This window comes from Trichocoleus sp. FACHB-46, assembly GCF_014695385.1.
GTDB lineage: Bacteria > Cyanobacteriota > Cyanobacteriia > FACHB-46 > FACHB-46 > Trichocoleus.
On record NZ_JACJOD010000089.1, the window covers coordinates 1 to 26,933 of the forward strand.

Annotated in this window: 29 protein-coding genes and 1 pseudogene; 14 read left to right on the top strand and 16 right to left on the bottom strand. The window is 46.8% G+C overall.

Annotated elements, in window-relative coordinates:
* Positions 1–248: 248 nt before the first annotated feature.
* Positions 249–668, top strand: coding sequence for a surface-adhesin E family protein (locus tag H6F72_RS29350; protein WP_190443541.1), 420 nt, complete (start codon positions 249–251; stop codon positions 666–668).
* A 113-nt stretch (positions 669–781) separates the two neighbouring features.
* Here H6F72_RS29350 and H6F72_RS29355 read toward each other — a convergent pair whose 3' ends face one another.
* The 4 genes from H6F72_RS29355 to H6F72_RS29370 all read right to left on the bottom strand — a co-directional run bounded on the left by H6F72_RS29355 (position 782) and on the right by H6F72_RS29370 (position 5,232).
* On the bottom strand, positions 782–3,046 hold the full coding sequence (locus H6F72_RS29355; protein WP_190443544.1) for a hypothetical protein: 2,265 nt from the start codon (positions 3,044–3,046) through the stop codon (positions 782–784).
* 238 nt (positions 3,047–3,284) lie between these two features.
* On the bottom strand, positions 3,285–3,725 hold the full coding sequence (locus H6F72_RS29360) for a hypothetical protein (protein WP_190443546.1): 441 nt from the start codon (positions 3,723–3,725) through the stop codon (positions 3,285–3,287).
* Between the two features lie 139 nt (positions 3,726–3,864).
* Complete coding sequence (locus tag H6F72_RS29365; RefSeq protein WP_190443548.1) at positions 3,865–4,554, bottom strand: hypothetical protein; 690 nt, start codon at positions 4,552–4,554, stop codon at positions 3,865–3,867.
* A 93-nt stretch (positions 4,555–4,647) separates the two neighbouring features.
* Complete coding sequence (locus H6F72_RS29370) at positions 4,648–5,232, bottom strand: hypothetical protein (protein WP_190443550.1); 585 nt, start codon at positions 5,230–5,232, stop codon at positions 4,648–4,650.
* Between the two features lie 615 nt (positions 5,233–5,847).
* Between H6F72_RS29370 and H6F72_RS29375 the strand changes: the two genes are divergently transcribed.
* Both H6F72_RS29375 and H6F72_RS29380 read left to right on the top strand, forming a co-directional pair.
* Complete coding sequence (locus H6F72_RS29375) at positions 5,848–6,474, top strand: competence protein CoiA (protein WP_242017224.1); 627 nt, start codon at positions 5,848–5,850, stop codon at positions 6,472–6,474.
* A gap of 266 nt (positions 6,475–6,740) precedes the next feature.
* Complete coding sequence (locus H6F72_RS29380) at positions 6,741–7,298, top strand: hypothetical protein (RefSeq protein ID WP_190443554.1); 558 nt, start codon at positions 6,741–6,743, stop codon at positions 7,296–7,298.
* Positions 7,299–7,351: 53 nt separating this feature from the next.
* Here H6F72_RS29380 and H6F72_RS29385 read toward each other — a convergent pair whose 3' ends face one another.
* Both H6F72_RS29385 and H6F72_RS29390 read right to left on the bottom strand, forming a co-directional pair.
* Positions 7,352–7,702 (bottom strand): hypothetical protein, encoded by a 351-nt coding sequence (locus H6F72_RS29385; protein ID WP_190443556.1) that lies wholly within the window; start codon positions 7,700–7,702, stop codon positions 7,352–7,354.
* Positions 7,702–8,091 carry a hypothetical protein gene (locus H6F72_RS29390; RefSeq protein WP_199299389.1) on the bottom strand — a complete coding sequence of 130 codons (390 nt, stop codon included), beginning with the start codon at positions 8,089–8,091 and terminating at the stop codon, positions 7,702–7,704. The genes H6F72_RS29385 and H6F72_RS29390 overlap by 1 nt, the downstream gene beginning before the upstream one ends.
* Positions 8,092–8,179: 88 nt before the next feature.
* Between H6F72_RS29390 and H6F72_RS29395 the strand changes: the two genes are divergently transcribed.
* Positions 8,180–8,707 carry a hypothetical protein gene (locus tag H6F72_RS29395; RefSeq protein WP_190443558.1) on the top strand — a complete coding sequence of 176 codons (528 nt, stop codon included), beginning with the start codon at positions 8,180–8,182 and terminating at the stop codon, positions 8,705–8,707.
* 364 nt (positions 8,708–9,071) lie between these two features.
* On the opposite strand, the gene H6F72_RS29400 is transcribed toward H6F72_RS29395, so the two are convergent.
* The 3 genes from H6F72_RS29400 to H6F72_RS29410 all read right to left on the bottom strand — a co-directional run bounded on the left by H6F72_RS29400 (position 9,072) and on the right by H6F72_RS29410 (position 10,277).
* A complete protein-coding gene (locus H6F72_RS29400; RefSeq protein ID WP_190443560.1) occupies positions 9,072–9,443 on the bottom strand; it encodes a hypothetical protein in 372 nt (123 codons plus the stop codon).
* A gap of 148 nt (positions 9,444–9,591) precedes the next feature.
* On the bottom strand, positions 9,592–9,891 hold the full coding sequence (locus H6F72_RS29405) for a hypothetical protein (RefSeq protein ID WP_206755479.1): 300 nt from the start codon (positions 9,889–9,891) through the stop codon (positions 9,592–9,594).
* Positions 9,892–9,893: 2 nt separating this feature from the next.
* Complete coding sequence (locus tag H6F72_RS29410) at positions 9,894–10,277, bottom strand: hypothetical protein (RefSeq protein ID WP_190443564.1); 384 nt, start codon at positions 10,275–10,277, stop codon at positions 9,894–9,896.
* A 186-nt stretch (positions 10,278–10,463) separates the two neighbouring features.
* Between H6F72_RS29410 and H6F72_RS29415 the strand changes: the two genes are divergently transcribed.
* From H6F72_RS29415 to H6F72_RS29435, 5 genes are all read left to right on the top strand, one after another.
* On the top strand, positions 10,464–10,685 hold the full coding sequence (locus H6F72_RS29415; RefSeq protein ID WP_190443566.1) for a hypothetical protein: 222 nt from the start codon (positions 10,464–10,466) through the stop codon (positions 10,683–10,685).
* A 740-nt stretch (positions 10,686–11,425) separates the two neighbouring features.
* Entirely contained in the window at positions 11,426–11,680 is a 255-nt protein-coding gene (locus H6F72_RS29420) for a hypothetical protein (RefSeq protein WP_190443569.1), read from the top strand.
* Positions 11,671–14,946, top strand: coding sequence for a plasmid replication protein, CyRepA1 family (locus H6F72_RS29425; RefSeq protein ID WP_190443571.1), 3,276 nt, complete (start codon positions 11,671–11,673; stop codon positions 14,944–14,946). The genes H6F72_RS29420 and H6F72_RS29425 overlap by 10 nt, the downstream gene beginning before the upstream one ends.
* 309 nt (positions 14,947–15,255) lie before the next feature.
* A complete protein-coding gene (locus tag H6F72_RS29430; RefSeq protein ID WP_190443573.1) occupies positions 15,256–15,696 on the top strand; it encodes a hypothetical protein in 441 nt (146 codons plus the stop codon).
* A complete protein-coding gene (locus tag H6F72_RS29435) occupies positions 15,689–16,603 on the top strand; it encodes a hypothetical protein (protein ID WP_190443575.1) in 915 nt (304 codons plus the stop codon). Before H6F72_RS29430 ends, H6F72_RS29435 begins: the two co-directional genes overlap by 8 nt.
* 482 nt (positions 16,604–17,085) lie before the next feature.
* Here H6F72_RS29435 and H6F72_RS29440 read toward each other — a convergent pair whose 3' ends face one another.
* The 4 genes from H6F72_RS29440 to H6F72_RS29455 form a co-directional block, all read right to left on the bottom strand.
* Complete coding sequence (locus tag H6F72_RS29440) at positions 17,086–17,601, bottom strand: type II toxin-antitoxin system YhaV family toxin (RefSeq protein WP_190443577.1); 516 nt, start codon at positions 17,599–17,601, stop codon at positions 17,086–17,088.
* Between the two features lie 2 nt (positions 17,602–17,603).
* Positions 17,604–17,936 (bottom strand): type II toxin-antitoxin system PrlF family antitoxin, encoded by a 333-nt coding sequence (locus H6F72_RS29445; protein WP_190443579.1) that lies wholly within the window; start codon positions 17,934–17,936, stop codon positions 17,604–17,606.
* Positions 17,937–18,117: 181 nt separating this feature from the next.
* Positions 18,118–18,507: a hypothetical protein gene (locus H6F72_RS29450; protein ID WP_190443581.1), complete on the bottom strand. Its 390-nt coding sequence runs from the start codon at positions 18,505–18,507 to the stop codon at positions 18,118–18,120.
* A complete protein-coding gene (locus H6F72_RS29455) occupies positions 18,504–19,091 on the bottom strand; it encodes an AAA family ATPase (protein WP_190443583.1) in 588 nt (195 codons plus the stop codon). The genes H6F72_RS29450 and H6F72_RS29455 overlap by 4 nt, the downstream gene beginning before the upstream one ends.
* A 213-nt stretch (positions 19,092–19,304) precedes the next feature.
* Here H6F72_RS29455 and H6F72_RS29460 point away from each other — a divergent pair, with 213 nt between their 5' ends.
* The 4 genes and pseudogenes from H6F72_RS29460 (at position 19,305) to H6F72_RS29475 (ending at position 21,791) form a co-directional block, all read left to right on the top strand.
* On the top strand, positions 19,305–19,886 hold the full coding sequence (locus H6F72_RS29460) for a WD40 repeat domain-containing protein (protein WP_190443585.1): 582 nt from the start codon (positions 19,305–19,307) through the stop codon (positions 19,884–19,886).
* Positions 19,887–19,927: 41 nt separating this feature from the next.
* Positions 19,928–20,924, top strand: a protein-coding gene (locus tag H6F72_RS29465; RefSeq protein ID WP_190443589.1) for an IS1 family transposase whose coding sequence is annotated in 2 segments (ribosomal slippage) — positions 19,928–20,299 and positions 20,301–20,924 — 996 coding nt in all. Because the reading frame shifts where the segments join, the coding sequence is not laid out codon by codon here.
* A gap of 21 nt (positions 20,925–20,945) precedes the next feature.
* Positions 20,946–21,017, top strand: a pseudogene (locus tag H6F72_RS31305) (hypothetical protein); the annotation flags it as partial.
* 15 nt (positions 21,018–21,032) lie between these two features.
* Positions 21,033–21,791: an HNH endonuclease gene (locus tag H6F72_RS29475; RefSeq protein WP_190443591.1), complete on the top strand. Its 759-nt coding sequence runs from the start codon at positions 21,033–21,035 to the stop codon at positions 21,789–21,791.
* 79 nt (positions 21,792–21,870) lie between these two features.
* Here H6F72_RS29475 and H6F72_RS29480 read toward each other — a convergent pair whose 3' ends face one another.
* Entirely contained in the window at positions 21,871–22,434 is a 564-nt protein-coding gene (locus tag H6F72_RS29480; protein ID WP_190443594.1) for a site-specific integrase, read from the bottom strand.
* 296 nt (positions 22,435–22,730) lie between these two features.
* Positions 22,731–23,360, bottom strand: a complete 630-nt coding sequence (locus H6F72_RS29485) for a PEP-CTERM sorting domain-containing protein (RefSeq protein ID WP_190443596.1) — start codon at positions 23,358–23,360, stop codon at positions 22,731–22,733.
* Between the two features lie 593 nt (positions 23,361–23,953).
* On the opposite strand from H6F72_RS29485, the gene H6F72_RS29490 reads away from it, so the two are divergent.
* Positions 23,954–24,709 (top strand): hypothetical protein, encoded by a 756-nt coding sequence (locus H6F72_RS29490; RefSeq protein ID WP_190443599.1) that lies wholly within the window; start codon positions 23,954–23,956, stop codon positions 24,707–24,709.
* A gap of 87 nt (positions 24,710–24,796) precedes the next feature.
* On the opposite strand, the gene H6F72_RS29495 is transcribed toward H6F72_RS29490, so the two are convergent.
* Entirely contained in the window at positions 24,797–26,884 is a 2,088-nt protein-coding gene (locus H6F72_RS29495; RefSeq protein ID WP_190443601.1) for a phospholipase D-like domain-containing protein, read from the bottom strand.
* Positions 26,885–26,933 lie beyond the last annotated feature (49 nt).

Here is a 26,933-nt window from a genome sequence, read left to right on the forward strand (position 1 = left end):
TAGCGGAAGTCAGCAGCGAGGCATACTCTGCCCTCTGCAACCATTGATTATTTGCGTTACCCATGTCACTCACTTAGGAATCCTTTAGCTAGAGGATTCCACGTTTACCCTAATTTTCCACAGCGAAAGCGTGAAAAGTTTACGAGGTCGGAGTAGCGAAGGATGAAGTTCTCAGAAAGATTTCTACCAATTGAAGGGCAACTTGTAGGGATTGAAGGACTATTGAGCTTAATTGAGGTTCTGCTCCTATGCTACGCGCGACACTCCGACCCATCACATTAGCCCTAGTTTTGAGTGCAATCGCATTGGGATGCACCAAGATTGACTATGACACCAGCCAGCAGAGAGATTGGGTAGAGGCATATACGTGGGAGGGGGACACTTTTCCAAACTACATAGATAAATCCTCTGTCAAGCCATCGGAAGAGGGCGTACAGTTTGATGAGATGACGAAGAAGCGGGAACAAGATGGCATCCATAGCGCAGTTGCTACCTACACCCTTAATTGTCAGACCGGAGCATACACTATGCTCCAGATAACTTGGTTGGATGCCAAAGGTAAGGCTAAGCAGCAAGAGAAAAGGTTAAGCTCATTTCAAGTTGCCAGCTTCAATGCCCCAACCTACCAAGCCCTCTGCCAGCAAGTAGGATTGAAGCCTGAGTTTTAGTCTAGAGTCAGGCTCAAATAGATCAATCCCCCCAATCCAGCAAGCCAGACTGAGGGGGTAATTATGCCGACGTGGGCTTTCGCCTCACCGCATGTTAATGACATGCTAGCAGATCAACGAATTATCATGCCTGCTCCAACCACTCGGCTCAAGACTTCACCCAGCTTACTCTTGGGATTTGTCCGAGCTTGGAGGTTAGCAATTGCAGAGTCCATTCTTGAATCGTTCACCACCCTCTGTTGACGCTGAGCCAAGGGCGAAACTGCAACCTTGGCTGGAGCTAGTTTCTGAGCCTGTCGTTGCTGGCGAACTTGCATCAATTCATTGCCTGCATCAATCTCCTGCTGCGTGGCGATCGCCTTTTCCCGTAACGCTTGAACTCGTGGGTCTACCTGCAACTCAGCAGTGGGTGTAAAAGTACGGCCCATTTCTAATTGCTGTGCATCCAGGTTTTGTCCTTGGGCACGTCCGGCAATTGCTCGGAGCGTTGAATTGGGATTAGGTGTTGCATCAATAGGAGCTAGCCCATAGTCTCCAGGTCGAACCTGTGAGCGTACATCATCTTTGATTTGATGAGCTGCAACCAGAGAATCCAGGGTATTGCCCTCTTGATACAGAGCTTGTCGCTCGGTATGACTGGTGAGGTTGAATGGGGTAGCTGTTGCGTCGGTTGTTGCAGCAATCCCTGCCTTCAATGCTGCATCGTAATCGCGATCGAGTACCTGAGTGACGGGCAAGCCGGACTGACGAGCCTGAGTGATCGCATCTGGGAATTGACGGGCAAATGCTTCTCTAGTTAGTGCCTGACCAGCCTGAGCATCTTGATAGTAGCGACTTGATGCGTCAGAACTTAGATCGGTTGGGCCAAGTCGGATAGTTTCAACATTACGTCGGGGAACACCCGAAACCATTGAAACTTGATTGTTAGATGAGGCGATCGCCTCTGCCCGAGAGGGGTGCATGGGGAGAGGTTGGGCAAGAATGCTTCGAGGTGCAGACATCATCACTGGCTCAATGCCACCACCGTAAGTTCCGCGACCTGGAAGACTTGCTCCTCCTATGTCAGGGATAAAGTCGTTCTTGGCCCTTGCCGCATAGGAAGTAGTGGTTGTACCTGCTAAGGGCAAGACTTGGTACTTCAGCGCTGATTCAACTTCAGCTAAGGGATTCTGATATTGAGCTTTGCTGAGCGCTCGATATTGATTTCCCTTTGCATCAGTTTTGACGGGAGCATAGTCATAAGTGTTGGCCCCCAACTGAGAGTATGGCAACTTAGACTCCAGGTACTCTGTGGCTCTGGGCGCAATTCTCTTGCTTCCCTCAAACTCACCAACCAACTCTTGACGATTGCGATCATTGATGACCATTTGATCGGAAACTGGCATATCCCTATTGCCAATCTCCAGCCGCGAGGAAGTGTCAGTCAGTCGTCTGCCAAAGTCCGTTTCAGCCTGTTGGGTCAACTGGTCTAACGTTTGCTCACCTGAAGCTGTGTAGGTTAAAGGTTTTCCACCAGCAGTAAACTTGCGATCATCAAGGTAGCGATCGCCATCATGGACATCTTTGATGCCAGGGCTGGATCTCTGTGAGGCATGGACGCCATCCATCAAGTCATCAAGCCCATAGGAATGCTTGTAGTCTGACCCATGATTGTAGTGGGGCATCGAGGGTCTAAAGCCACCTTCAAAGTCATCCCGAACTAAATCTCGGTAAGGCTTCTCTCTTAAACCCAGCGATCGGGCTTGGCTTGGATCGAGCCCAAGCATTTGCATTTGGGTCATGCCAAGATGGGCCGAAATCTTGTCCCGGTCAATTCTGCTGAGGTAGTCTCTATCTACTCCCTCGCCAAACCGATTTTCAAGATTAGCTAATGCCTGGTTTGTTTCCGCTAGTTCTTGATATGCGGCAGCAGTTCCTAAAGATAAATTCTGGGGATTAGGATCGGCACCAATGTATTGCTCAGAAAATGCTTGCCCTGCTCTCAGTCTATTGGGGTCTTGAAAGCCAGCGTACCTTTGACGATTCAGCATTTTTGCAGCATTACCAGCAACCAAATTATCAATTTGTCTTTCAGTAGAAGCTAAAGCTAACTCGGTCATTCTTCGCTTGGATGGATCGAAATTTGGATCAGCCAACCATTGCCGATATTGAGTGGCATCTAGTTTCTTATTCGATGCTGTTGTATCGGGGAGCATTGAATAACCAACAACCTGTTTAACATAGCCTGGAGACAAATCAAGTCGGCTTTCAACTAACTCTGGAAAAGAAGGATTGTCAAGAGCTTTCAGCTCTCGCAATACCCTCATTGAGGCTAGCCGATTGCGCCCCAAAGCTGGATCATCGTAAGCTCCAGGGTATTGAGCCAGCTTGTCTCGCATTGATTGGGGCTGGCGAACTTGAAAGCTTCTAATCGCTTGCTGGGTTTGTGAACTTGGAAGAAGAGAAAAATTTTCGGTGAACATAAAATTGATGACTTGAATATAGAGGTATCGTGCCTTATGTAAAGCTGAAAAATACGAGTTTTGGGTAACTTCGAAACGATGAAATTACTCAACAAAAAACCCCTAGTTTTTGTAGTGAACTAGGGGTTTAATGAAGGTTGAAAAAGGTAAACTTCTATCGAATTACTGGCTTAAACAACGAGCCTTTAGAGCGCATCGAATTGAGGAGATTTGTTCGCTCTGATGTAGAGAGTGAGCCTTTAACAACGCACTCGTTAAGGAATCGGCTCATTGATTTCTCAGCAGCGAAATCTTGCATATCTCGCTTTGCAAGTTCATTCATCAGCGATCGACAAACTCTGAAGACCCGAACTTCCCAGCGAATGCCTCCGCCCTTAAGGTACTCAGCCTTGTAAACGGTAGGGGTAATGCCATATCTATGTTCGATAGCTATTCTGCAAAATGCCTGAGCTTCAGTCTTGCGCTTGAAGCCAATGTACAAGTCGTTTGAGTCGATGTGCTTGGGATTGTCTATGATGCAGGCAGCAATACGGGGGGAAGCTTCGATAAAGAAAATCAGGGTAGATTCGGTTTCTGTGGTGCAAGGGTTTAGCATTGTGACGATCCTCTTTAGTAGGGGGATTAGGGGAGAGCAATTCTTGACGGGGTCGCTCTCCCCCTGAACAGGTTTTGTGACGATTCGAGATGCACTCTGAGCCTGGTCTAACCTACCTCCCAGGCAAGGGATGGAAAACTTAAACGTGAACTGGACCGCGATTGGTATTCACGAAATCGTAGGATTGGCGAGGTGTTGGAGTGTTGATTACTGGAGTGGCATCGGTAATCCTCCAACCCTTTGATTGAGCCGTTTCAAGCATCCAATCCAACTCATCTGCGCGGATTGTTTTGTAAGCTTTCGGCTCCTCGTTGCCAACCTTAATGAAGGTGTGAATCACTGGGCCGCTCCGATAGTAGAGCACTCTCTTAATCGGCTGGGGCTTCGCTACTTGGCGCAATCCAGCTCGTGCAGAGAGAGGAGCAGAGAGATAGTCAGCGACCGCAAATCCATGCTTGCAAACTGGATTCTCACGTCCAGCATCACGCTGTTTCTGGTGGTCAGGACAGGTGCAGGTATGGCGATCTCCCTCAACTACTACGGTATATGGTGGGGCATCAGGCATAGATGCACTTCGAACTGAGAACTTATTATCTGTGCCGATCCAGGGAACGATATTGCTGAGCGCTTTGGCTCCTGCCTTTCGGAACTCAATGAAGTCTTGCTCGAAGGCTTTGCGGCTGATGAATGTAGAGCAACGAGAGCTTTGTGCAGTGCGACGGTATGTGACTTGAACTGCACCATTTTTCATGACTCGGACTTGTTCAACGACTTCGCACTTGAGGATTCGACGAGCAGCGGCATTAGAGATGGAGATGTTAGTTAGCATTGTGGTGTGTATTGCTTTAGTGTGCCTGGGCGATCTGCTGTGAGTGATCGCCCTTTTTAATTCGAGAGATTCTTAAAGCTGCGTCAGCTGCTACTACCTAAATGCTGGAACTGTGCCTAAGTTGAGCTTTCGCATCCGGGCTTGGAGCGCTGCACCGGAAAGCTTCCGACCACGCTTGTCTAGGTTCCAACCAGCGGGTATCTCAACTGCTTGAATCTCAGTGGCTACAGGCGTTCCGGAAATTCCCGTTGCAGTAACTGGTTCGGATGCAGGGGAGAGAAGGCCAGCGATCGTAGGAGTTGTGAGCAGGAGTTGAGGCCGAACCACATTCATCGGCTTGAGATCAGCTTCGAGGTACAAAGGAATCTCGTGATCGAAGACTTCCACCATGAAGTAATAGAAGTCGGGGAGAAGCATTAAGGCTTGGAACACGTAAGCCAGTGCATCGTAGGCAGTGTTGCGGAAGTCTTCAGCCAGCACTTCAGGCTCGTGTAGTAGAGCATAGCTATCAAACATCAAGCGATCGCGAGTGAACTGCAAGTCTTGACGAGCTTGGTCTTGCAGGATTGCACTCAGCTTCTCTGTGTGGCGAACTGCTAACTGACCGAGGAATGAGCCGATGATTAATGCGGAGTCTGCAACCTGGAATGCGATTTTTTCAATGGATAGTACGTTCATTTAGATCTCCTTTTTGCCGCATGAATGTGTCGATTTGCGGCGGATAGCGAGGATGGGACTCGAACCCATCTGCTGGCCTGCTTACCAACTCGCTTTCAATCTCCAAAACTACAATTCTCAGTTCAGCCGAAGCGAAGCGTAGGCATTACCTCAAAACTGAACTGGGATAACAGAAGCTATTCGGTTGTCAAGGTTCACTTGCTTCAATTTAGTCTAAGCCATGATATATGACGGGGTAAAGGTCATTTTGTCTAAAACTGACATATCTTCATAAAAAACTGGCACAATAAAACCCTTGTATATGACGGGCTTCATTGAGTGGTGTGTACCTGGGGGTGATAGTGGCGAAGAAAAAAGAGAGACGCGATTTCGAGACGAGATTCAAGCCCAAACCAGGCTCATTGGCTCCAAGACCAATCAGCGTGTACCTGCCAAAAGAACTTGATGAGTTTGTGCGATCGCTGCCTAACCGGAGTGATTGGTTGCGTCGTGTGATAGCTGAGGCCGCTGAGAGGGAACAACAACACCCCGATGATTACTGAGGGGTCATACCCCTCTTTGCCAGATATTGCAGCCCTATCTACACTCAGCGCAGTGTAAGCAAATAGCAAAGCAATGCTGTATGCAAACGATGGACTTGGAAATAAGGTCGAAGCGACAGAGAAAGGAGCACGAGCAACCTGCCCACATTGCGGGAGTGAAGTGCTAGCAAAGTGTGGAGCAATTAACATATGGCACTGGGCACACGTTGACACTCAGGAATGTGATCCGTGGAGTGAACCTGAGTCTGAATGGCATCGAAAGTGGAAAGAGTTAGTACCTAGCCACCAGACAGAAGTCACAATCGAGAAAAATGGACAAAGACACAGAGCTGATATAGAAGCTACAGATGGTACTGTGATTGAGCTACAGCATTCCTACATATCGCCAGAAGAGATACATGAGCGTGAGGCATTCTATGGAGATATGCTCTGGATCTTCGATATGCGAGAGGTTTGGGAATCCGGACGATTTGAGATTGAAGAGCATGGATACTGGTCTAAGTATCGCTGGAAGTATCCCAGGAAACATATTGCTTTCACCACTTTTCCATGCTTCTTGGATTTTGGTGATGCTTGCCTGTTCCAAGTTGTAGACATGCACATAGACGGCTCCTGCCACGGGTCGGGAGACTTTTATGAAGCTCAAAGTTTAATTACAGAATGGCAACGCATGATTGGGCCGGAGCGTTGTAGGCATTAGTTAAGTGAAGATCAGAGGTAGATTACAAATACTACCTCTTGGACAAGTCATCTCTGTCACCTTACTCAACTAAGAACAATCAATCGAAACTTACCCAATCGTCAGTGTTCTCAGCACCATCGAATCGTTCATAAGTAGTCTCTGAGATGGGAGATGCATGGTTGGGTGATGTTGGCTGAGCTTCAGATACAGGTTGAGGCTGTGGATTCTGCGATTGTGTATTTTGTTCAGATTGTGCACCATTTTGAAGTTTGGAATTCTCCTCATTGTTAGACATGGAAAGCAACTCAAGTGACAACTACAAAACTATAAACGTAGATCAAGGAACAAAGGCAAATGCCACACTGATTTATGACTACACAGACTCATTACTCAAGACTCAAAGAGAAAGCTTGAATCGACTTGATACAAAAATGAGCGCGTTTTTCGCTTTTGCAGGAGCACTGTTGAAATTCGCACTTAATTTACCCAGTGGAGCAGACCTGCTCAATAGTCCGCCCCTAGTCCTCAACACATGCCTTGTACTTCAGGTAGTTGTTTGTATCTCTGCGGCAATATCTGCATCAGTAAGTGCAATAGGGCTAACTGCAAAGCTAGGAGGTGAGGTGCCTAGCCCAAAAATATTGATGAGCAATAAACTTTATAAACTAGATGAAGAAACTCTAAGGTGCAAAATCATCAATAGTTGGATTCGGACTGAGAAGGAATATTTAGAGCTTAGTGCTAAAAAACGTGATCTACTCAACTGGTCTATCAAAATACTTTGCGCTTCCACAGGAGCTTTTGCTTTAGATATTGTCATAGCTAGCTCGTATATGCACTAAAAATAATTGATATAGCTACTAGTACCTGCCAATGACCTTACTTCATAAGCGGGTCACACTGAATCATCCTTCCAGCCACAAAGCCCACAATCCCAATGCACTGTTGGAATCTTTAAAGCAATGCCAGTCTCACACTTGGGACATCGGCCTGTGAACATTGGGTGTGAGTCAAGCAAAGCCAACTGCTCCAAACGTGACCACTGCTGTTTTGGAGTCACGATCAGCTCACTGTTGTAATAGCTGGCTCCTTCAGGCTCCCAAAGTTCCTCTGGAGCGGCTGTAGGATCGTGCTCAAAATCTAAGCAAGCATCACCACTCACACCCTCTGGATGCACAGTACAGATCAGATGAGGATTGTGAGCATAGAGAATACAGCGATCACATTCTGGTACTTTACGCCTCATCAATCCTCTTCCTTCACTTCTAGCTGATAGATTCGGTTGGATGGGTGTTCTGCCATTAACCGCCAGTAGTAGCCGTTGGGTGGTGGTTGCACCTGGGAGCCACAACGGTAAAGCAGGGTTGGTTCGTCCCGCTTGACTCCATCCTTCACTGCTTTCTCTAGTTTCGGATCGGGTGCAGCATCGTTGTACCAAACAATGTGGGCAGTGCCGTAGTAGCCAGCATTGAATAAGCTGGCGAACAACCACTCCATGATGGGCTGCATCTCTTCCATTGGGATACCAGACTCACCTTGCCCATAACTTTCGATTGTGGGAGTAGGAGGATTGCTGTTTGGTTGAGGCAGCAAGGGTGCTAGGAGTGAGCGAGCGAGGGTCAGGAATCTGCTCATGAGCGGAAATTGTGAGGGCTAGACTACAAGGTTCCCGATCGCTAGAGCTTGAGAACGTTAGCCTATGAGAATATAAACAGGGCTGTTTATGAGTAAGCGACACAATAAAATTTGGAACTGGATTAGATCAGATGGAGCCTCATTAGCAGGCTCTTGGTTTTCCGGTATTGTAAGTGCTGCCATAAAAGGACTAACCAAGCACGTATTAGCAAGTAGTCCAGCAATGCTTGTTGGAGGTGTTGTAGGGGGATCTCTGCTTGGAGTTTTAGGGGGATATGGTATTCGAAAGAATCTGTCCACTACTGCAAGTAGAGAGTTGGAGCAGTCCGAACTTTCAAAAAGACTAGAAGAGAAACTAGCGAAATCAGCACAAAAAAGTCGAGAAGAGTTTTACCTCAAACAAAAAGCTCAACAAAATGTTGGCCACCTAGAAGAATACGTTGTTGTGTATGAGGGATACAATGCCGAAGCTGGACACTATCGCTTTAAACGGACAGACAACGGAGGGTATCTCCACGCCCAAATAAGAGACTTCAGTGGGGGCATTGGCGTGGGCGACACATTAATTTTTCGTCGATCACGTGGCAGTTATTGGGCGGTTGTCGAACTCATATAGAACGCCCTTTCTAGTCGTCAGAAGTGTACTTCTAACCACTTCAAAATCACCAGAAGCACACTTCTCAAAGGGTTTCAGCCATTCTTACATCAATACAATACAAGTGTTCGTTTCCGTTTTGGAAATAAGTTACTTCCTATACCTAGAAGTAAAACCGGAAATACGTAGGCATTTATTTCCAAAACACTACTTCCTTTTCCACCTCTTCTATTTCCACCCCTGTTTTGATGGCTGGAAGCGCCACTTCTTCGTTGAGAAGTAAGCGGAAATAGTGAGAGAAGTGGAAATGTTTCTAGAAGTAGAAGTCATTTCGCAGGCGTTAAATCTATCACATACTAGACGTTGATACTGAGTTTAGCCCTCCTCAAGCTGAGTTGCGAATTAGGCTTGCCATTTCCTCTACGTAGGCTTGGGAGTCGATCAGGCAGGGGTTGTCTTTGAGGAATTGCCGAACTTCGGTGTAGGCTTCACAGCCATTGGGAACCGCGTTGTACATTTTTTGAATCTTCGCCAAAACCCAGAGCTGGTAGTGACAGAGTGGCCTGCCACGCTTGATCTGACCGTCCACACGCATCAATTCCCTATAATCCAAAACATTAAAAATCGCCAACCACTCGTATGCCCGAAGCGTGTTGCGACTGCCAAGACCTAGCAGCTTAATAGCCTCGGTGCGTGTGTAGAGTTTTCTTGCTTCGCCAACATTCTTCTGTTTGTCCTCAAGTTTGGGTCGGGCCATATTTTTCGAGTCCTAAATTTTGTAACTGACCAACCCCTGACCAAAAACTCCGCTGAGCAAAATCTTTGATTTCTGGTCAAGGGTCGGTCATGGGTGGAGTGCTGAAAAACCCCCAGCAATCGCCAGGGGTAAGAGTGTGAGCTGAGAACTAAGCTGCGATCGCAACCACCTCGACCTGATTAATGGGTGAGCAGTCGAGTAGTTCTTGCTCAGATAGCACCGAAACGGATGGGCTACCATTGCTCACTTGATAAGCCCATCCACGCTCAAGCGAAAGCTGCTCTGCTGCAATCGGGTAATAGTAGTTGAGGCCGATAATTTGCATTGCTGTTCCATCAATCTCAAGCACTGAGAATAGCGAGAACTTGGGAAGCGGGACAGCTTCAGGCAGGATGGACGTGATGATACTGGGTCTGGTTTTAATTTCAAACAGCATGTGAGTTTCCATCCTTAGCTTGCGATCGGCAACAATTCGGGTTCTGGTGCTTTAGCCTGTTGCGATTGCTGATATTCCCTTGCTAGACGACGCAAGTAGGCTTCAGTGTGAATATGCCCCATGTAGTCACCTCGTTGCCTGTTCCGTTTGTTATCCACCTCGAATTTCCAGAAAATGTGGCACCACCAGCCCTCATTATCAGGATGCTCATAAATGGTTTCAGAACGCTGGGCAGAACAATACTCCAACCCAACTACGATCGCCACAATATCGGGGGCAGTTCGCACCTCTTGAAAGAGAGTGAAGATAGGTAGAGGCACTTTCTTTGGAATGGTGGCGCAGATAGTTCTGCTGGAGATGTTGGCCTTTGAGGGCTGAACCAGAAAGATTTCTGACATGATAAAAATACTCCGATAAATTGCGTGTTCGGACTGAACCAGCCTTTGCCCTAGGAAGTTAAGGCTGGTTCTTGTTTGATTTAATTTGTACCCTACAGTAACTATATACCCTACAAATGCTAATATGCTAGTGTGTACCACAAATACTGTTTGTACTCTTTAGCTCATCACTGTAGGATCGGGAGAATGCAAAGTGTGATCGCTCCGTTAATGCCAGAAAAACGCCCAGGCCAAGAGATCATTCGCTTCTATACAAGCGCCGAACGAAAAGAACTGTTTCGGCAGTACTGCTCCTTTCGCGAAACCAGCATGACTGAAGCCTTGGAGGAATGCATCGATTCATTAATTAGTGATGAGAGCTTCAAGGCTTACCTAGAGATGAAGCGGCAGCTCCAGGAAAGACAATAAAGTAGGAAATTAGGAGGTTTTCAATTAATTCAAATTTTGGACTTAATGAAATAAGTCGCTAAAAAACCACCTTTCGTTTCAACTACTACTGTAGTAGATGAAAAAACATAAGGGTTACACTTAGGAATGTGTAGCGAAATCCTTGCCAGGCTTGACTTCCAAAAAAAGCCGTGTCACAATTTCTTTATAGATGGAGGAGGCTAAAAGGGTGAAGCTGATTGATGAACCCCCAACGAAAACAATAACAATTCGGCTTAGACCGAATGATATCTCTCTTCTAAAGCGACTCGCTAAACGCGAGAAAACAAAACACACTACCTTTATGAGGCGTGTACTTCTCGATTACGCCAAAAAACAAATCCTCTAGTTCCTGCCAGAACTAGAGGATCTGATTTTTTTGGTTTTCATATAAAACCCTGAAACGGAAGGCTCATCACTGCATAACCGTTTTCAGGATTCGACCAGCCGTAGGACTGGCATTTCCTACATTTATAATGACAAAGAATAGCATTTCAGTCCAGTATTATTTTACCCTGGATTCGCACGAAACCACCCAAAAACGGGCAGAAATTACAAAATCCACTGGTGCTGACACGAAAAGCACCCGTTCCAAAGCTAAGGCTTGCGATAGGTCTAAGCGAGTTCAGTCAGAAGCCCAGACCGAATCAGCTACACTAGATTGCAGCCAGCAGAGAAGCCGTAAGCCACGATATTTAGGGCCACTGAGACTAACCAAAAGTGTGGTTGGCTCAATCGTTTGGTGGGCGAGAGATGGAGGGGGCGAGGCTCCCGAAGGATTCATGCAAGTCTTTCAGGGCAATGGGTACCCAAGCCCCCAGCTTAGACACCCGAACTCCAAAGATGCCCTTGAAAATCCACACCTACTGAATACCAAAACTCGCGATCGCATTGCAGCAGTATTTGTGGATAAGGATGGGCAGTCTGATCCTGTCTGGATCGACTTGAAGCGAGAGGTTCTGATCCAATGCGATTAGAATCTCTTGAACAGAAATGTGAGTCCCAGACTATTGATTCCAGGCTCATCAACGAACTGCATTATGGAAGTGCGATCGCCCTCGATTTAATTGAGTTGAACTTTAAGCGAGTAGAAGGAGCGCTTGCTTACGATTACTTGCTCTACTCCAGTAAGCTCAAGCGCACGAACACTGGACGATTGACCGCACAGTGGCTTAAGCGCTATCAGCACATTGAAGATGGTGGATGGTGGGTTTCTACAGAGGCCGATCCGCTTTGGGGGGCTTTCAAGCCGGATACCCCCTTTGTCAATCCCGATACTGGGAAACTCATTAAATATGAGCATCCTCCAGCTATTGAAACCACTACGTTCCGGCTATCCGTTCCAATGCGTATTTGGTGGATGGTGGCCGAGCGACATGGCCTCAGCCTTTCCTTGGAAGACAGAGCTGGTGGATTTTGGGAATGGGTAAAGGCACATCCTGAATTACCAATCCTCCTAGCCGAGGGAGCAAAGAAGGCTGCAACTCTACTAAGTGCTGGCTACGTGGCGATCGCTCTACCTGGTATTTTCAGTGGTCGGCGAGTGCTGCGTGATGAGTCGGGCAAAGCTTGGGATGAGTTCTTGATTCCTGATTTGCAAGCTTTTGCAGTTTCTGGGAGAACTATCTCTTTTTGCTTCGATGCTGACCGAAAGCCCAAGACAATCAAGAACGTCAACTTAGCCATCATCAAAACTGGAAGGCTGATTGCTCGATGTGGATGCACAGTAAAAGTTGTCTGTCTGCCTTTACTGTCCGGCTTTGACAAAATTGGCGTGGATGACTTCATCGTCGCTCAATCTGCTGAAGCATTCGAGCAAATCTATCAACAAGCATCCTCATTAGCAGGCTTCGAATGGAGAATCAGGCAAGCAAGGGAACTCACTTGTCAGCCTTGGCAAGTCCTTAATATCCCCGACTTATCAAAGGCTTCACTTGATATACCTGACCACGGCATCATTGCTCTGAAGTCAGGCAAGGGCACTGGGAAAACAAAAGCGATCGGCGCAGCGGTTGCTAGGTCGGGAGCATTGCTTCTTCTCACTCACCGTATTGCTTTAGGACGTAATTTGTCTGGGCGGATTGGCTGTGATTGGAAATCAGATATTGACAGAGCAAATGGGGAATTCCTGAGTGATTCAGGCTATACGGCACGAATTGGGCTGTGTGTCGATTCGCTGCTAGCGATCAATCCTCAAAAGTTTGTCGGCTGCGATTTAGTGGTTGACGAGGCAGAGCAAGTTCTGCGGCATCTCCTCACCAGCTCAACCTGCAATCAGGAAGGTAAACGGCCAGCACTTCTAGCAAGGCTAACCGATCTCGTTAAGGTTGCGCGTCGGGTCATTCTTGCAGATGCAGATATTTCTGATCGCTCTATCAATTACTTCAAAGCACTGCGCGGAGAGAACACACCACTCTATCTGATCCGCAATGACTACAAATCTAATGGATATCCTGTTCGTTTCATTGAAGCAGCCAAGGATGATGCTGTCATCACCGAGTTACTGGCTGATGTGAAAGCAGGGCATCGTATCTTCGTCGCTATTGATGCTAAGTCTGGCTCAAAGGCGATCGCCAAGTTGATTGCCGATTTACAAGCAGTTCGACCTGGCATTCGTGTCATGCTTGTCAACTCTGAAACCAGCGGTGATGAGCCGCAGACGAAGCTCATCCAGCATATCAATGAGCGTGTTCGCGACTATGACGTTCTCATTGTCACTCCCTCGCTATCGACAGGGGCAAGTATTGAAGTTGAGCATTTCGATAAAGTCTACGGCATTTTCTTCGGCGTTCTAAGCGACTCTGACATTGCACAATTTCTTGCACGAGTGCGATCAAATGTTCCTCGCACTGTTTGGTGTGAAAAAACTGGGAAAAACTTTAGCAACGTCTCTAAAAGTGAGTACCCTTTCCTTCTAAAGGAAGCGTTGCGCCTCCGTTGGCACAGAGAAGCTGAACTGCTCAGAACCTCATTGGGATGCCCGGATACTCTATCAGCAAGCACTTTCGAAATAGAGTGGGATGTCAATCCTCATATCAAGTTATGGAGTGAGATTGCAGCAGACATAAATACCTCGATGTGGAATCTTCGGGAGAATGTCCTAGAACGTCTGCTGTCTGAGGGGAATCAAGTTGAGGTTGTAAGTGCAGGCGACGACTTGGATGGTGGATCTCTAATGAAGGAGGCCCGAAAGCAAGTTGAGGCTGAGCGTTGTGTGGCAATCGCTGGAGCAAGACTACTAGATCAATCCGAACGAGCTGCACTGGAGTCTAAAGAAGCCTTAGCCTACGAAGATTCTCTAGCCTTGGAGAAAACTCGGCTTTCGGAATTCTACTGTGTCAATGAGGTTGCGCCGTCCCTAGTGGAGATGGATCAAGAGGGAAGGCTGAGGATGCAACTCCTCGAGCTAGAAGGACTACTCTACGGAACTGCGGCTGAGCGTGATCTGAAGGCCCTAGAAAAACAATTTAAGTGGAAAAAAGGGGTTCTCCCATTCGATCAGCTTTACAACGAGATGCGCCGTCATGCTAGAGAGAGACTTGGGCTAAAGGAATTCCTAGACCCAACTCGTGAATGGGCCGTGGCAGAATTCAAGTCTTTGGGCGAGAAGGTGCGAGGGGCAGGCAAGCAAATTCCGGAGTCTTTGGGATTCAACCCTAGCAAAATGGATGATGCTTCAATCTTCCAGAGGCTTATGCAGCAATTGGGTGTAAGTGTATCCAACCGTCGCCAAGGGCCACGAGGCCAGCAGATTAAGCTGTACCGGATTGACAAGGAGAAATGGGACGAGCTTCAAGCAATCTTGGAGCGTCGGGCCGAGAGGCGATCGCAAGCTGAAGGAAACTCTCGCCATGCAACGGTAGTTAACCCCTCGACCACTGGCATTTCCAGCGCGCCTGGGAAAATGCCCTCTGACGGGAGTCTAAACTCAGCCGATCCTACGGTAGTGACCCCCACCCCAGCCTCAGAAATGTATCACTCTGATACCGTAACCACCCCCGTAGTGAACCCCCCCTTATATAAAAAAACAAATGGGGTTAACTACCAAGATTGTGATGACCAACAAACACCAACGAATCAAACAAGCACCTCCATATATAAGGGAGCGTGGGTGAGTTGGTCGGGGCACATTGGCGCATGGCTGGTCGAGGACGTGGAAGGGGCGATCGCCAAAGTAAGACAACCTAGTTCCCCCTTCCAAATGTCTTGGCCTGCACCACTAAACGAACTTATCAAAATTTGAGTTACAGAGTGAAATTTAAGGCACGATGAGGAGAACGCAAATCGCTTAGATAGTAATGCCACAGCAGGAGTTCTAAGGCTCGGAGGTCAACTAAATTGGATCACTGATTTAGTTGACCTCCCCCAATAAAACAAGAAGCGAGGCTAGTAGAATGAACGATTTTGAATTTGAGCTACGGCTCCTTGAAGGCGATCGCAATCGGCACACGGCAATCATACGGGATCTCAAGCGAGAGTTGCGAGAAGAACGGGAGGGGCTAAAAGAAGGAAGTAAACGTCTGGTGAGAAATGAACAGGATAGGCCAAGAAGATGACTACGGAAACAGAATGCAATCAATACGAGTGGATTCTCCTTTGCCAGTCTGACGATGGTAGTGACCATTCGATAGATTCCAAGCTAGTTGAGTTGAAGGGAGACATCCTGCGTGTTCGGCGCTCCCTCGTGTTGGGAACGCCTGAGCGAACTATGTGGGGAGTGGTTGCAGCTAGCCAAAGCTTGCAGCGGGTGAACCTTGCAACTGGTACTTGGGCTACCGAGAAGGAGGCGTTGCTGGGATTAGAAGCACAGCTATTGCACATCAACGAGCAGGTCAATGGGGAGGAGTATCCCAGCCCTCCCGGTTCGGTAAATGAGGCAGGGTTGAAGTTGGTTCGTACCCTACTGCGCGACCGCAAACGACAGAGGCTCAGCCTTAAGCCTCGAAACAGAAAGCATTTGGTAAAACCTACAAGAAGGAGCACGCATGTCTGACTATCAAAGCGAACTAAATCGAATTCGGCAGAAGCTGGAAGACCCGAACATTGGTTTTGTCATCCCATTTACGGGACGCAGAGTTATCAATCCATTTGGGAATAAAGAATCCAACGTCCGAGACTTCGTTACTAACAATGAGTTAAACCAGTTTGATAGCGATGGAAGCTTAAGCAATAAGCTAGCCAACTCTGCGCCTAATGATTGGGACGAGATCGCTAAGGATTTCGCTGGTCGAGCAGCTACGGGAGAAGCTACCAGAGTTAGAGCGAAGAAAGAGGCTCAAGGCGATCGCCAACGAGAGTTCAGCGACACTGAAGCTTATGAGACTCGCAAGCAAGCTCGCGACACTGCCACTCAAAGGGCACTCCTAGATAAGCAGTTAGAAGGGCAACGATACAACACAGACTCCAACCTCAAGGGAATAGGGATACAAGCTGGAGCATCAACTAAGCAGGCTCAGATTGGTGCAGATGCAGCAATTAGACAGGCTGAGATCGGTGGTCGGTATAACGTTCAAGGCCAAGAGGTAGCGGGTCGTTATGCACTCCAAGGCCAGGAAGTTATGGGCCGCTACAACTTGGAGGGCACACGCATTGGCGCAAATGCATCAATTCGCCAAGCTGAAATTGGAGGCAATGCTAGCCGGGATGTAGCGAATATTGAGGGCAGTTGGAACTATCGCACTACTGACTTAACCAGCGGTCGTCAACTCCAGGGTCAGCGTGAAGGCTTGGCATCTGACGAGAGACGGCAGACCCAGAACTTACTCTCCAATCGACAAGCAATGGGGCAGGAGATGAAGAGACAGGAAGCCTCTGAACTTGTCCAGGCACGATTGCAAAGGGGTGATTCGGGCCGAAACTTCTTGTTGCAGGCAGTAGGACAGAAGCAGTGGTTCCGGTAGGTTAGGGGCGATCGCCTTAGTGAAGGAAGGCACGCGCAAGATCCCTTTTATTTTGTTTTGGAAAGTCTAATGGTGGTGGTATCAAGGTCGGTGCAGCGACCTACCCCCCGAATTTCACTCAAAAGCTTGGAAGGCTTTATAGATATGCCCAGATGGACAGCAGAGGCTCGTGAGAAACAGAGGCAATTAATCAAAGAATGGCAACCTTGGGAGCAATCAACTGGCCCTAGGACTGAGCAGGGTAAGGAAATCTCCAGTCAGAATGCAAGGCGAACTAGCTTGTCAGACCAAGAGTTGATAGGTGGACTGCGAAAGATGCGACACGAACTGGGCGCGATTGCTAGGATTCAGCACAGACAGCGGACAGATGAAGCGTGGGATGCAGTGATTGCATCATTTAATAAGTGAGAATTTGAGGATTTGAGAGAAAACCGAAACGAACTATTCAGTTGTTAGAGGTTTAACAGTAAAGCTCTAGCACGCTACTCCGCTTGTTCGGTTGGTAAAAGTTTTTGTATTACCTCGTTTAATCGGCTAGACTCAGCTTCCGCTTCTGCAAGAAGATCGTCCCAACTATCAGGGGGATGACCGCTTTCAAGCATTTTCCTAAAAACTAAATAGGCATCCGTACTGCTACCGTATGCGCGTTTTGAGTTATCATCATTGACCCAAGCTAAAACAATAACTCTGCTTTTCTGGTGATACCTAAAAAATAGCCGATACTGTTGGAAAAACTTAACTCTGAACCAGTGCTTATACTCATCTCCTAGGGTGTCACCCTGACGATACTCTGTACGAGTTGGGTCCTGAGGAATCACTTCAAAAGCTAACTTGGCTATCGCAGCTAAACGCTTTGCAGCATTTTTTTTCTGGAAATTAGTAGGATCTTTTTGACGCAGATGTTCAACCTGCGTCAAAAGTTCTTCAATCTGTTTTAGAAAAATTGAATGGGTAAAAACATTCCACCCATTTACGATAAACGGCTGACCTACAGACAAATCTATTCGTCCTCGTCAGACAATGGAGCATCAAGATCGAACTCAACATTAGCAACTAGTGACTGAATGCGGTTAACTAATTCAGAACTAATTGCTTGTACATGCTGAGGATTTTTCTTGATGTCTTGAGCAAGAAAATCCAAGAACTGTCCGAGCACAGGATCGTCCTCGCTTTGACTAGCACGAGATATGGTTACTTGTCCATCTGGTTGGATGTCATAACGAATCTTATCCCGTTTACTTAAACCTAAAAATTTCCGTACTGGATCAGGAACAGTAGTTTGATAGCGGTCTGTCAGGGTAGATTCTGATTTTTGATTTAATGTTGGAGCCATACACATTAAACTCACTATTTGAGTTATGCATTGATGGTAATGCAAATGCATTGTCATGTCAAGGGTGGCTTACATAATGGGTGTATGAGTATGACTTCTAGGTACTCTTTCCATCAGCAGAGCAGTAAAGAGATAGCACACCTCGATTGCCGTAACCCCTTTTAGAAAAAGTATTGATGCTTTAAAGATTTCGCCTTGGCGTAATTTCGTCAAGATGAATTTCTATATTTTCGCCTTGTCGCCATTTCACCCAGGCACCAAGTAGAGCATCCACCAATTCAGATTTATCAATCTCAATGCCTTGGCGTTTAAGCTTTAGCAGTTCGTCTTCTACATCAAGGTCATTCTCGCGCTGCACATAGAAGGTACGCCCAATCCAGGCATCATCCGATCGCTTCCCGGTTGCTGGCCTGCCACGTTTTCGAGGCTCAGTCTGCGGTTGAGCTTGGGGCAAGGGGGCAACTTGAGGAGGTGAGGGAGTTGGTGCTTGTGAAACTTCTAGCTCTGGAACTACTGGCTCCTCACGGCCCTCAAACAATTTCTTGAATGGACTGCGGCTTTCCTTACTCACTTCAATACCTCACGTCCAACAGCTTCGTATTCTCTCCAGGCAATCCGACCATTGCGATCGCCAGTCTTATAAACAGGCACCCCCTCTAGTGCAGCCTTCTCATAAGCTGCAAATCTGCGAATCCCCTGCTTAAACATTGGCAGTTCTTCAAGTGCTTCCCTCGCTTGCTCTCCAGTTTTGCGAGGGCTTGGTGGAATAACCGTTAGCAAAATTCGATAGCGATCGCTCCCCAGGGACTTAAGAGTGTCCACAGTTTGCAGGAGGGCGTGCATCGCTAAGGCATCTGGAGTGGTGGGAAGGATGAGCAGGTTGCATCCATCAGCCAGAGCTTCCAAATCTTCTCTGCTCGGTCGGGCAGCAGTGTCGATAACCACATGCTCAAAGTTTCGGCTTTGCATTGGAGCCTGCATCAAGTCCACAACCTTAAAGGGCAATTCTCCCCGTTTAGCCCATCCAGTGGCACTACGGTTTGGATCACCATCAACAAGTAATGTGTTTCCCTTTTGAGACAGGAAGCAAGCGAGATGGATAGCTGTTGTGGTCTTGCCTACGCCACCTTTGAAGGACGCGACAGTAATGATCACCTTAAGATCCTCAGTTAGTCCTGATGGAAGTGTAAGGCGAATTGTTGAATTGGTCTATGGATGAAATCACAAAAATCTGAATATCTAAATTTTTAAAATTTTGAATTGGCGAAAATACAAAATGTTGTGCTTGTCATTATCAAATTTGCTCCTTAGAAGCGCTGTTCTACTTCGGTTATATTCGAGCAACTATCGATAGTTAGGAGCAAGCCAATGTCAGACTCAGAGCAATCCTGGGAGTGTATAGCTGAACTGGTTGGGCATTCAAGCTGGATTTATGGAGTTCCAATTACTTCAAATGGAATGTTGGCTAGCGTGAGTGGTCATATGATTCTTCTTTGGGATCTCGAAACCCAAGAGCTAAACGCTGTTCTAGAAGGTCATACAAAGACTATTCTTGCCCTTGATCGCAGTCCTGACAGTAGATTTCTAGCTAGCGGTGGCATTGATAAAATAACTACCTTATGGGATTTAGAGACAAAAGAACTAATTTGTACACTCGCTCACCGCAAGGATACGATTCATTCAGTTGCATTTAGCCCCGATAGTAAATTGCTTGCAAGTGGTGGGGAGAATAAATACAAGACTGTTAATGGACAGAAGACAACTATTTATCTTTGGGATATTGATAGTCAAGAGTTAACAAAAACCCTGTCAGGACACGACCTTAGAGTCAATAGTCTTGCCTTTAGTCCGGATGGTAAAACCTTAGCAAGCATAAGCAACGACCTCACAACTAGGTTATGGGATGTGGAGTCAGGAAGCCAAACACAGGTCTGGGCACTGGTCTTCTAATCAGTGAGACGTAGAATACTGATAGTGATTGGAGTTGAGCCATGCCCTGTCCTCACTGTCAAAGTTCATGCGTTGTAAAAAACGGGACCTATTCACTCAAGGATGGGAGTTCAGTTCAACACTTCCTCTGCAAAGGCTGTGGCAAGCGATTTAGCGATAAAACAAAGACTCTGATGGCTCGGCTGCGCACCCCTGCATCAATGGTATCGCTGGCCTTCAAGATGCGTAGTGAAGGGATGGGAGTGAGGGCAAGTGGTCGTGTCCTCGATGTCTCACATTCTACGCTCTTGCGATGGGAGGAGCGAATGGCAGGCCAAGCCTCACAGTGGTCTCCCAAAGCCCCAGACCACTGTGAGGTGACTCTGGAGCACGATGAACTCTACACTCGCGTCGGCGAGAACCTTCCCCCCCAGTGAGTCTGAAGGGTGGACCCTCACTACGATGGAACGAGAGAGCCGCTACTGGGTCACCGCACAGGTGGGACGAAGAGAACAAGACCTCTTTGAACAGGGAGTGAGAACGAGTTGGCAATGGGCGGCCCCTGCGCTATTCATTCGGTGGTTCAGCGATGGAGAACGGCGTTATGCTCAAGAACTTTGGGCTTTAGCCAGCATCCGGTTGCGCTACCCACAGGTGGCCCGTGCATATGGACATCTCAAAATGTGGCGCGAAGGGTTGGAAGTTGCCATCAAAATCAAAGGCTCTCAGGGCAGACCTCGGCGTCAATGGCTTTACCCCGATCATCCCTTTACAGCGGTCAGCTCAGCCAGTGAGGTTCATGCCAATCATTGTGAAGCGCTGAATAGTTCTATTCGTCGTCACTGTAGCGCCTATCGGCGACGGCAAAACCATTATGCTAAGACCCGAGCCGGGTTACAACGAGCGATTACGGTGCAGCAGTTGATCCATAACTGGATTAGACCCCACTTCAGTTTAGGTAAAAGGACAACCCCTGCAATGAGGATGGGCTTTATCTCCCAGCCTGTAACGATGTTAGAATTTCTGACTACCCGGGGATATATAGCCATCACGAGCTAGAGAACCAGTGCCCAGGTCTGGGAAGGCCATGCTAGCACAGTAGCTTTTACCCCTGATGGAACTAATCTACTAACTAGCGGTGAAGGTGGTGTTAAAGTTTGGGATGTTTTGACAGGAGAACTGAGATATACCTTTGCTCCTGATTCTGAGTACGTTCGATGTTTTGCAATTCATCCTACTGGCCAGTTTTTAGCTTTTGAGGCATTTCACGGAATTGAGGTATGGGATCTAACTAGCAATCAGAAAGTGCAGTATCTTAGCTTTCAATGGCCGACCAGTATACATTTCAGTCCTGATGGAAGGTTGTTGGCTAGTGGAGATGCGACTGCATTTGCCGAGGCTGGTGGTGTAGTTAAAGTATGGTCTGTGCCAGGGATTTGTAAGGATGATGTTGCCTCTCAAGATGATTATGGCTCTCAAAAAATAGCTGATGACTTCAACCCCAAGGAAATAGAAGATGCCAGGAAAAAGACTATGGTGTCTATCACACAGCGACAAGGGCAGTCTGAGTTTAGACAAAATTTGATTGAAGCGTACAATAGAATCTGCTGTGTTACGGGTTGTGATGTAGAGCAAGCTTTAGAGGCAGCTCATATCGTTCCCTATCGTGGACCCAAAACAAATTTTGTATGGAACGGTCTGCTTCTAAGAGCTGACATTCATACGCTTTTTGATTTGTATTTAGTGTCTATCAATCCTGGTACATTGAGAGTAGAGCTAGCACCTCAACTCCTTGCTACACAATACAGTGAATTCTTAGATAAGCAGATCCATATACCAGAAAAAGCAAGCAATCGACCTAGTGCAGAAAGTCTCAAGTGGCACTATGAAGAGTTTAAGAACCGGAGCGCAATCGCCAAGTTGTAATGTCCATAGAGATTAGTAAAGTTGCATGTAAAATCTGCAAGATAGGCTTCTTGTCTACTGCATACAGCCTTCTATAACTTCATAGCCGAGCGATCGCCTGCTCCAACTGCTCATCCGATACCTCCAAATACTCCTGAAGCGCAGCCAAACTTTCATGTCCAGAAATCTCCTGAATCACCCGTAAAGGTGTACCCAAGTTAGACATTCTAGTTAACGCAGTTCGGCGGAAGCTATGGGTGCTGGCTCCTTCAATCCCCAACACCTCAAACGCTCCTCTTAGAATGACCGCTGCTGAGTCTGGGTGGATGTGCCCCCTACCCCAACGACCGGGGAAGACATAGGTTTTTCCGGCACTGGATTGATGAGCTGCTAACAATGCCACAAGTTCTGCTCTGACTGGGATAGAGCGAGTAGATCGCTTTCCCTTTGTGCTGCCCTTCCTCAGGGTTAGGCGCGATCGCACACCACCAGGTCCGTAGATATCATCCGTTCTAAGGGAGCAAGCTTCAGCAATCCTACAACCCGTGTAGAAACATACGCCGAACAAAGCTCTGTCTCTGGCATTGGTCAAGCCAAGCTCAAACAGTTGCGTTACTTCGTTGGAGGTGAGGAGTTTAGCCTTGCCGTGGCGATTGACTTTCATGGGAAGCTACACCGGAAAGTATAAATTTTACGATGTATAAGGGTCAAAGTATTGGAATTCCGTTGTTAGTCGTCAACCTCTAGCTTCTGTACTACTCAGGCTTAGAAGCTGAAGCGAAGAGCCTCTCAATTATCTTGGCATTCTCCTCATCCCAAAGTGCTTGGGTGTAGCCAGGTTGCTCAAGTGCAGCCCTCTATATAGCAAAATCCCCTAGTTGCAGATACGTCACTAGGGGATGAAGAAAGATATGGGGAGTGAACTGCTAGCAGCTTAGCAATGTAGATCACCCCAATTGTTTAGGCAGCAATCTTGCGTTGTTGCTTACGTCTTGTAGCAGCAATGCCAGCTCCCGCTAGCGCTAGCCCTGCGAGGGTTGTGGGTTCAGGGACAGCTTCCGCTGAGCGCTCTGTGATGCTGGTTGCTCTTGCGCCTGCATACGAAGAATAATTGTTGTCGTATTTATAGCCGTAATCGCCGTAGATGGCAGTCCTGCCATCTGTAGTATCCTCAGCATAGAAGTAGGAATACTGGTTCTGATCGCTAAACCCTAAATTCAAGAAGTTGGCGGCATTGCCGTAATACGGTTGGTAATATCCTCCTGCTGGAAAATCATAATGGGTCAAGCCCATATTGTTGATACCAGATTTTCCATAGGCTGTGCCTTTGTGAGTAAAGCTGGCATCTAGCAAGCTGTTCAAACTCCAGCCTTTGTAGCTGTAATCATAACCATTCCCGTACTGGTATTGGTATTGGTAGTCCGGGGTATCGTCCACCTGAAGCCAACCCGTTGTGGCAGTGTTATCATCCCACTGGATATTGAAGTCATAAAAGCTAGCGGCTTGAGCAGAACCCGCTTGCAATAGATTGGCACCCAGCGTTACTCCAGCAACAACTGTAGCGATCGAGCGAATGAATGGAAACATCATTGGAATTTTTCCTGAGTATAGTTGTTGTTGCAATAAGCACACATACCACCTAGACTCACAATACACATTTCTTGGGCACTATCAGCGCCCTTCTTCTTCTCCTCATAGAGTTTTCACGGAATCAATATTTTCATCTAAAGTAAGTCCGCTCTGGTATTCGCGTATTTATTAATACCGCTGCATGTTCGTGTTCGGTAAGGGTGCAACCAGACGGACGATCGCCACTCTCAACTATTGTGTTGTGGGAACTGGCGTGAAAGGGCGTGATAAGGCGTGATGAAACACTGCGATCGCCCCCATTTTAAGAGCCACCGCTCGTTCCTGAACAATTAACTGATACACCACCACTTTTCTCAATTACTTGAGTGATATTAGAACTGCACTCCTTATTTGCTGATTTTGGATAGAGCTTTTTTAGGTTTCGTGAAGAAATATTCAGCTTTACTCCTGCAATAGAGGTATTAGGCAGAATGGAATTTAAGCAATAAAATGAATTGCAGTTTACTCGGAGTTCTGAGTAAACAGTTTGCTTAATAAAAGTTAGGCAAATTCATACTGCGGTATATAAGGAAGTTCAAACAAAGGTGTGATTTATGAATGCGGCAACAATTGTGGCGCTCCTTTCTATTTCTGCCACCTTGCTAGGCATTCTTTGGCAAGTTCAAGCTAAGAGAATGGATGAAAGGTTTGCTGCTCATCTCAAACGTATTGACAAGCAATTGAGTGATTTATATGGTCCGTTATACGCTTTGTTTGAATCAGGTGACAAGCAATGGCGTGCCTTCCTTAAAGAGTTCTCCAACTGTGCTGATCCAGAGTTTTTAGGCTTTTTCCCGATTGATAATGAAAAAGAGTTTGAGCCCCCTAGTAAAGAACAATTAAGAATATTTCGCCTATGGACAGAAAATATTTTTGTGCAGACCGATATCCGTATGGAAGAAATAATTATTAATCATGCAGAGCTTCTAGTAGGCGAAAAAATGCCAGAACCTTTTCTGGATTTTTGTGTGCATGTATCCTCGATTAGAGCTTCAGTGGCTGAATGGAAGTCCTCAGAATTCGACCTAGAAGATTGGAGAAAGCATCTAGCGATCTTTCCACATCCAGCAGGTGCACTCCATGATTACATCAAAGCTTCTTTTGAGGTACTAAAAAAAGAACAGAGCCTACTACTTGCAGGCGCAAGAAGGTGTGTTAACGAAAGAGAATTAAATAAGAAAATCGAACTAAGAATTATGCAATTAAGGGCTTTGGAGGCTCAGAGAAAGCAAAGAAATGAGGAATTAAAGGCTATGGAGGCACAAAGAATAGCTGGTCTCACCTCAGGAGACATGGAGTGGAAAGAATAAAATATTGTAAATGGGGAAGATCCAAAAGTACTGTTTTTGAATTTGTTAGTATCTTTTTACTCCTCACTCCCACTTAATTCAATTATCTCATGAGTGAAAGCTATCGCATCTCTCATAATAATCTAAGCGGAAGTGAGCATCCTGAGATGGGGATGAGTTAACGAATGGAGTAGATATTGGTTTCCTTTCTAAATTCTCAGCACTCTCAAAACGTTTGATTAATTCATCAATGATGCGCCGATCTGTAGTGTATAAACCTAGTTCGCGTTCCTCGGATTTGTCACTTGATGTTAAAAAGTTATGACTGCCAAGCATCGCAAACTGGCGATCGCATACTAAAAACTTTTCATGGGTACCTAGAAGCTTCAGCCTAACTGTACCTGGGTAATTATTCTCTAAATCTTCTAACTGGCTTAAGCCATCATACTTACTCCTAGGCATGGCTTTTAGTTTTTCCCGAACAGAGCCAGAAGAGAGTCCCACTTCATTTATGTCCTGCAAATACCCCCAACCAATATCGGCCTGTCCTTTCCGGATGTTCAGAAAAGTCCGCAGATAATTGAGTAATTCCAAGCTGTTCCAAAGAATTCCCCAGTGAGGCCAAGGGCAAACAAGAATGAGACGGTGCTGTGCTTTCTTGACTGCATTGAGTAAAATTTTTCGGCTTTCATCGCGATTGTAGATCAGCTTGTACTCATAACCAGGCTGAATCTCTCCCAATAGCTGATTAAGTTCAGTTATTCGTCTGTCCACAGCTTCATCAACTTGGCCTACAAGTGCTTCAGATAGTGAAGCCAAAGTAGTTTCTAACTCGCTGATCCTCCCAGAGCCTGCAATTAGTTGCTTTATTTGATGTTGCATCGAATCTAGAGCTTGGGTACGGTCATGTAATGCTTCAAAGCTGGTGTCTAAATCTTTGAGCCAAGCTTCCATATCCTGAATCTGTTGCTGTATCTCATCTGAGTACTGAACTAGTGACTGCTCAGGGCGTTCGACAAAAGCTTGGTTTAGCATCTCAAGTTCCATCTTCAAGCTTGTAACCCCGTGATCGACGCGATCGACAATTGTCTGCTGCCACGGTGTTAGCTCTTGCCTGGTTAGGAACTGTTGTGACTTCTGCTCTAAGTTTATGATTGCGTTTCCAACTTGCCCCAACCTTTCGTCTGTACCCAGCTCTGTGATGGACAGCCGCACTTCCTGTACCTGCTGCCGTAAGTCATGGGTTTGAGATCGCAAGCCCTCAATGTCTGCCTCTAGAGGAGCTGGGTTAAATGGTTCTGGGGGCGAGGGTAGCCGTTCAAGCTGCTGTTGCAGTTGTAAGACAGCATCGATTAATTCAGCTACCTTTTGACGCTCAGCTTTAGTACTAACTTGATGGTTTAATACCTCTAGCTGCTTGCTTAGGATTGCAGTAGCTTCTGAAGTTGTCTTAAGTTTTACTTCCAACTCGGAGATATGAGGTTGAACAATAGTTCTGTTGACCTGCTCTAGCTGTTCAATCTGCTGGGTGAGTTGGCTTAGCTGTGCTTGCAATGATGTAGAACGTGCTTCAGATCCCTCGGCTTGAGACTGAAGACTGATCTGGAGCTGGCTAACTTCCTGCTGAAGTGGATTGAGGTCAATAGCTTGCAGGGGAATCAAACTAGCTTCTACCGCTGCTAGTCCCTGAGAAAGTTGAGTGATCGTGCTTCCAACTTGCTCAATCTTCTCCTCTAAGTATTGGGGATTGAATGGAGGGATTTGAGATATCTCTGTTTGCAACTGTCTTTGTAAAATCTGGAGTTCGCTGTCTACATAGTGACGAACTCCAGTAACAGTGGTCTCAGCATCCTTCTGTAAGTTAACAATCGCCTCTTGAGTTCTTACTAGCTGAGTATGGATATTGGTCAGATCAAATGAATCAGGTGGAGGAGGAAGTGCTTGCAATTGCTGCTGAACGCCATCAAATCTTTTTTGAACTTGGGTATCAACTTGAGTGATAACAGCCTGGGTATCACGCTGGCTTTGCTTCTGAAAACGCTCACGATTTAACACATTCAAGGCCAGTGACATCGATAGTGGAGCGGCGGCAAAAACAACTTGCTGAGATACAGCAGCAGCCACTGTTCCGATAGCGGAAGTCAGCAGCGAGGCATACTCTGCCCTCTGCAACCATTGATTATTTGCGTTACCCATGTCACTCACTTAGGAATCCTTTAGCTAGAGGATTCCACGTTTACCCTAA

What these genes read in the sequence shown, in the direction of transcription:
- H6F72_RS29355 (WP_190443544.1), bottom strand. Translation starts at nt 3,046, where the DNA reads ATGCGAGACAAGCTGGCTCAATACCCTGGAGCTTACGATGATCCAGCT.
- H6F72_RS29490 (WP_190443599.1), top strand. Translation starts at nt 23,954, where the DNA reads ATGAATGCGGCAACAATTGTGGCGCTCCTTTCTATTTCTGCCACCTTG.
- H6F72_RS29435 (WP_190443575.1), top strand. Translation starts at nt 15,689, where the DNA reads ATGTCTGACTATCAAAGCGAACTAAATCGAATTCGGCAGAAGCTGGAA.
- H6F72_RS29485 (WP_190443596.1), bottom strand. Translation starts at nt 23,360, where the DNA reads ATGATGTTTCCATTCATTCGCTCGATCGCTACAGTTGTTGCTGGAGTA.
- H6F72_RS29495 (WP_190443601.1), bottom strand. Translation starts at nt 26,884, where the DNA reads ATGGGTAACGCAAATAATCAATGGTTGCAGAGGGCAGAGTATGCCTCG.
- H6F72_RS29360 (WP_190443546.1), bottom strand. Translation starts at nt 3,725, where the DNA reads ATGCTAAACCCTTGCACCACAGAAACCGAATCTACCCTGATTTTCTTT.
- H6F72_RS29415 (WP_190443566.1), top strand. Translation starts at nt 10,464, where the DNA reads ATGCAAAGTGTGATCGCTCCGTTAATGCCAGAAAAACGCCCAGGCCAA.
- H6F72_RS29430 (WP_190443573.1), top strand. Translation starts at nt 15,256, where the DNA reads ATGACTACGGAAACAGAATGCAATCAATACGAGTGGATTCTCCTTTGC.
- H6F72_RS29480 (WP_190443594.1), bottom strand. Translation starts at nt 22,434, where the DNA reads ATGAAAGTCAATCGCCACGGCAAGGCTAAACTCCTCACCTCCAACGAA.
- H6F72_RS29410 (WP_190443564.1), bottom strand. Translation starts at nt 10,277, where the DNA reads ATGTCAGAAATCTTTCTGGTTCAGCCCTCAAAGGCCAACATCTCCAGC.
- H6F72_RS29395 (WP_190443558.1), top strand. Translation starts at nt 8,180, where the DNA reads ATGAGTAAGCGACACAATAAAATTTGGAACTGGATTAGATCAGATGGA.
- H6F72_RS29385 (WP_190443556.1), bottom strand. Translation starts at nt 7,702, where the DNA reads ATGAGGCGTAAAGTACCAGAATGTGATCGCTGTATTCTCTATGCTCAC.
- H6F72_RS29460 (WP_190443585.1), top strand. Translation starts at nt 19,305, where the DNA reads ATGTCAGACTCAGAGCAATCCTGGGAGTGTATAGCTGAACTGGTTGGG.
- H6F72_RS29350 (WP_190443541.1), top strand. Translation starts at nt 249, where the DNA reads ATGCTACGCGCGACACTCCGACCCATCACATTAGCCCTAGTTTTGAGT.
- H6F72_RS29375 (WP_242017224.1), top strand. Translation starts at nt 5,848, where the DNA reads ATGCTGTATGCAAACGATGGACTTGGAAATAAGGTCGAAGCGACAGAG.
- H6F72_RS29405 (WP_206755479.1), bottom strand. Translation starts at nt 9,891, where the DNA reads ATGGAAACTCACATGCTGTTTGAAATTAAAACCAGACCCAGTATCATC.
- H6F72_RS29390 (WP_199299389.1), bottom strand. Translation starts at nt 8,091, where the DNA reads ATGAGCAGATTCCTGACCCTCGCTCGCTCACTCCTAGCACCCTTGCTG.
- H6F72_RS29365 (WP_190443548.1), bottom strand. Translation starts at nt 4,554, where the DNA reads ATGCTAACTAACATCTCCATCTCTAATGCCGCTGCTCGTCGAATCCTC.
- H6F72_RS29425 (WP_190443571.1), top strand. Translation starts at nt 11,671, where the DNA reads ATGCGATTAGAATCTCTTGAACAGAAATGTGAGTCCCAGACTATTGAT.
- H6F72_RS29445 (WP_190443579.1), bottom strand. Translation starts at nt 17,936, where the DNA reads ATGGCTCCAACATTAAATCAAAAATCAGAATCTACCCTGACAGACCGC.
- H6F72_RS29370 (WP_190443550.1), bottom strand. Translation starts at nt 5,232, where the DNA reads ATGAACGTACTATCCATTGAAAAAATCGCATTCCAGGTTGCAGACTCC.
- H6F72_RS29400 (WP_190443560.1), bottom strand. Translation starts at nt 9,443, where the DNA reads ATGGCCCGACCCAAACTTGAGGACAAACAGAAGAATGTTGGCGAAGCA.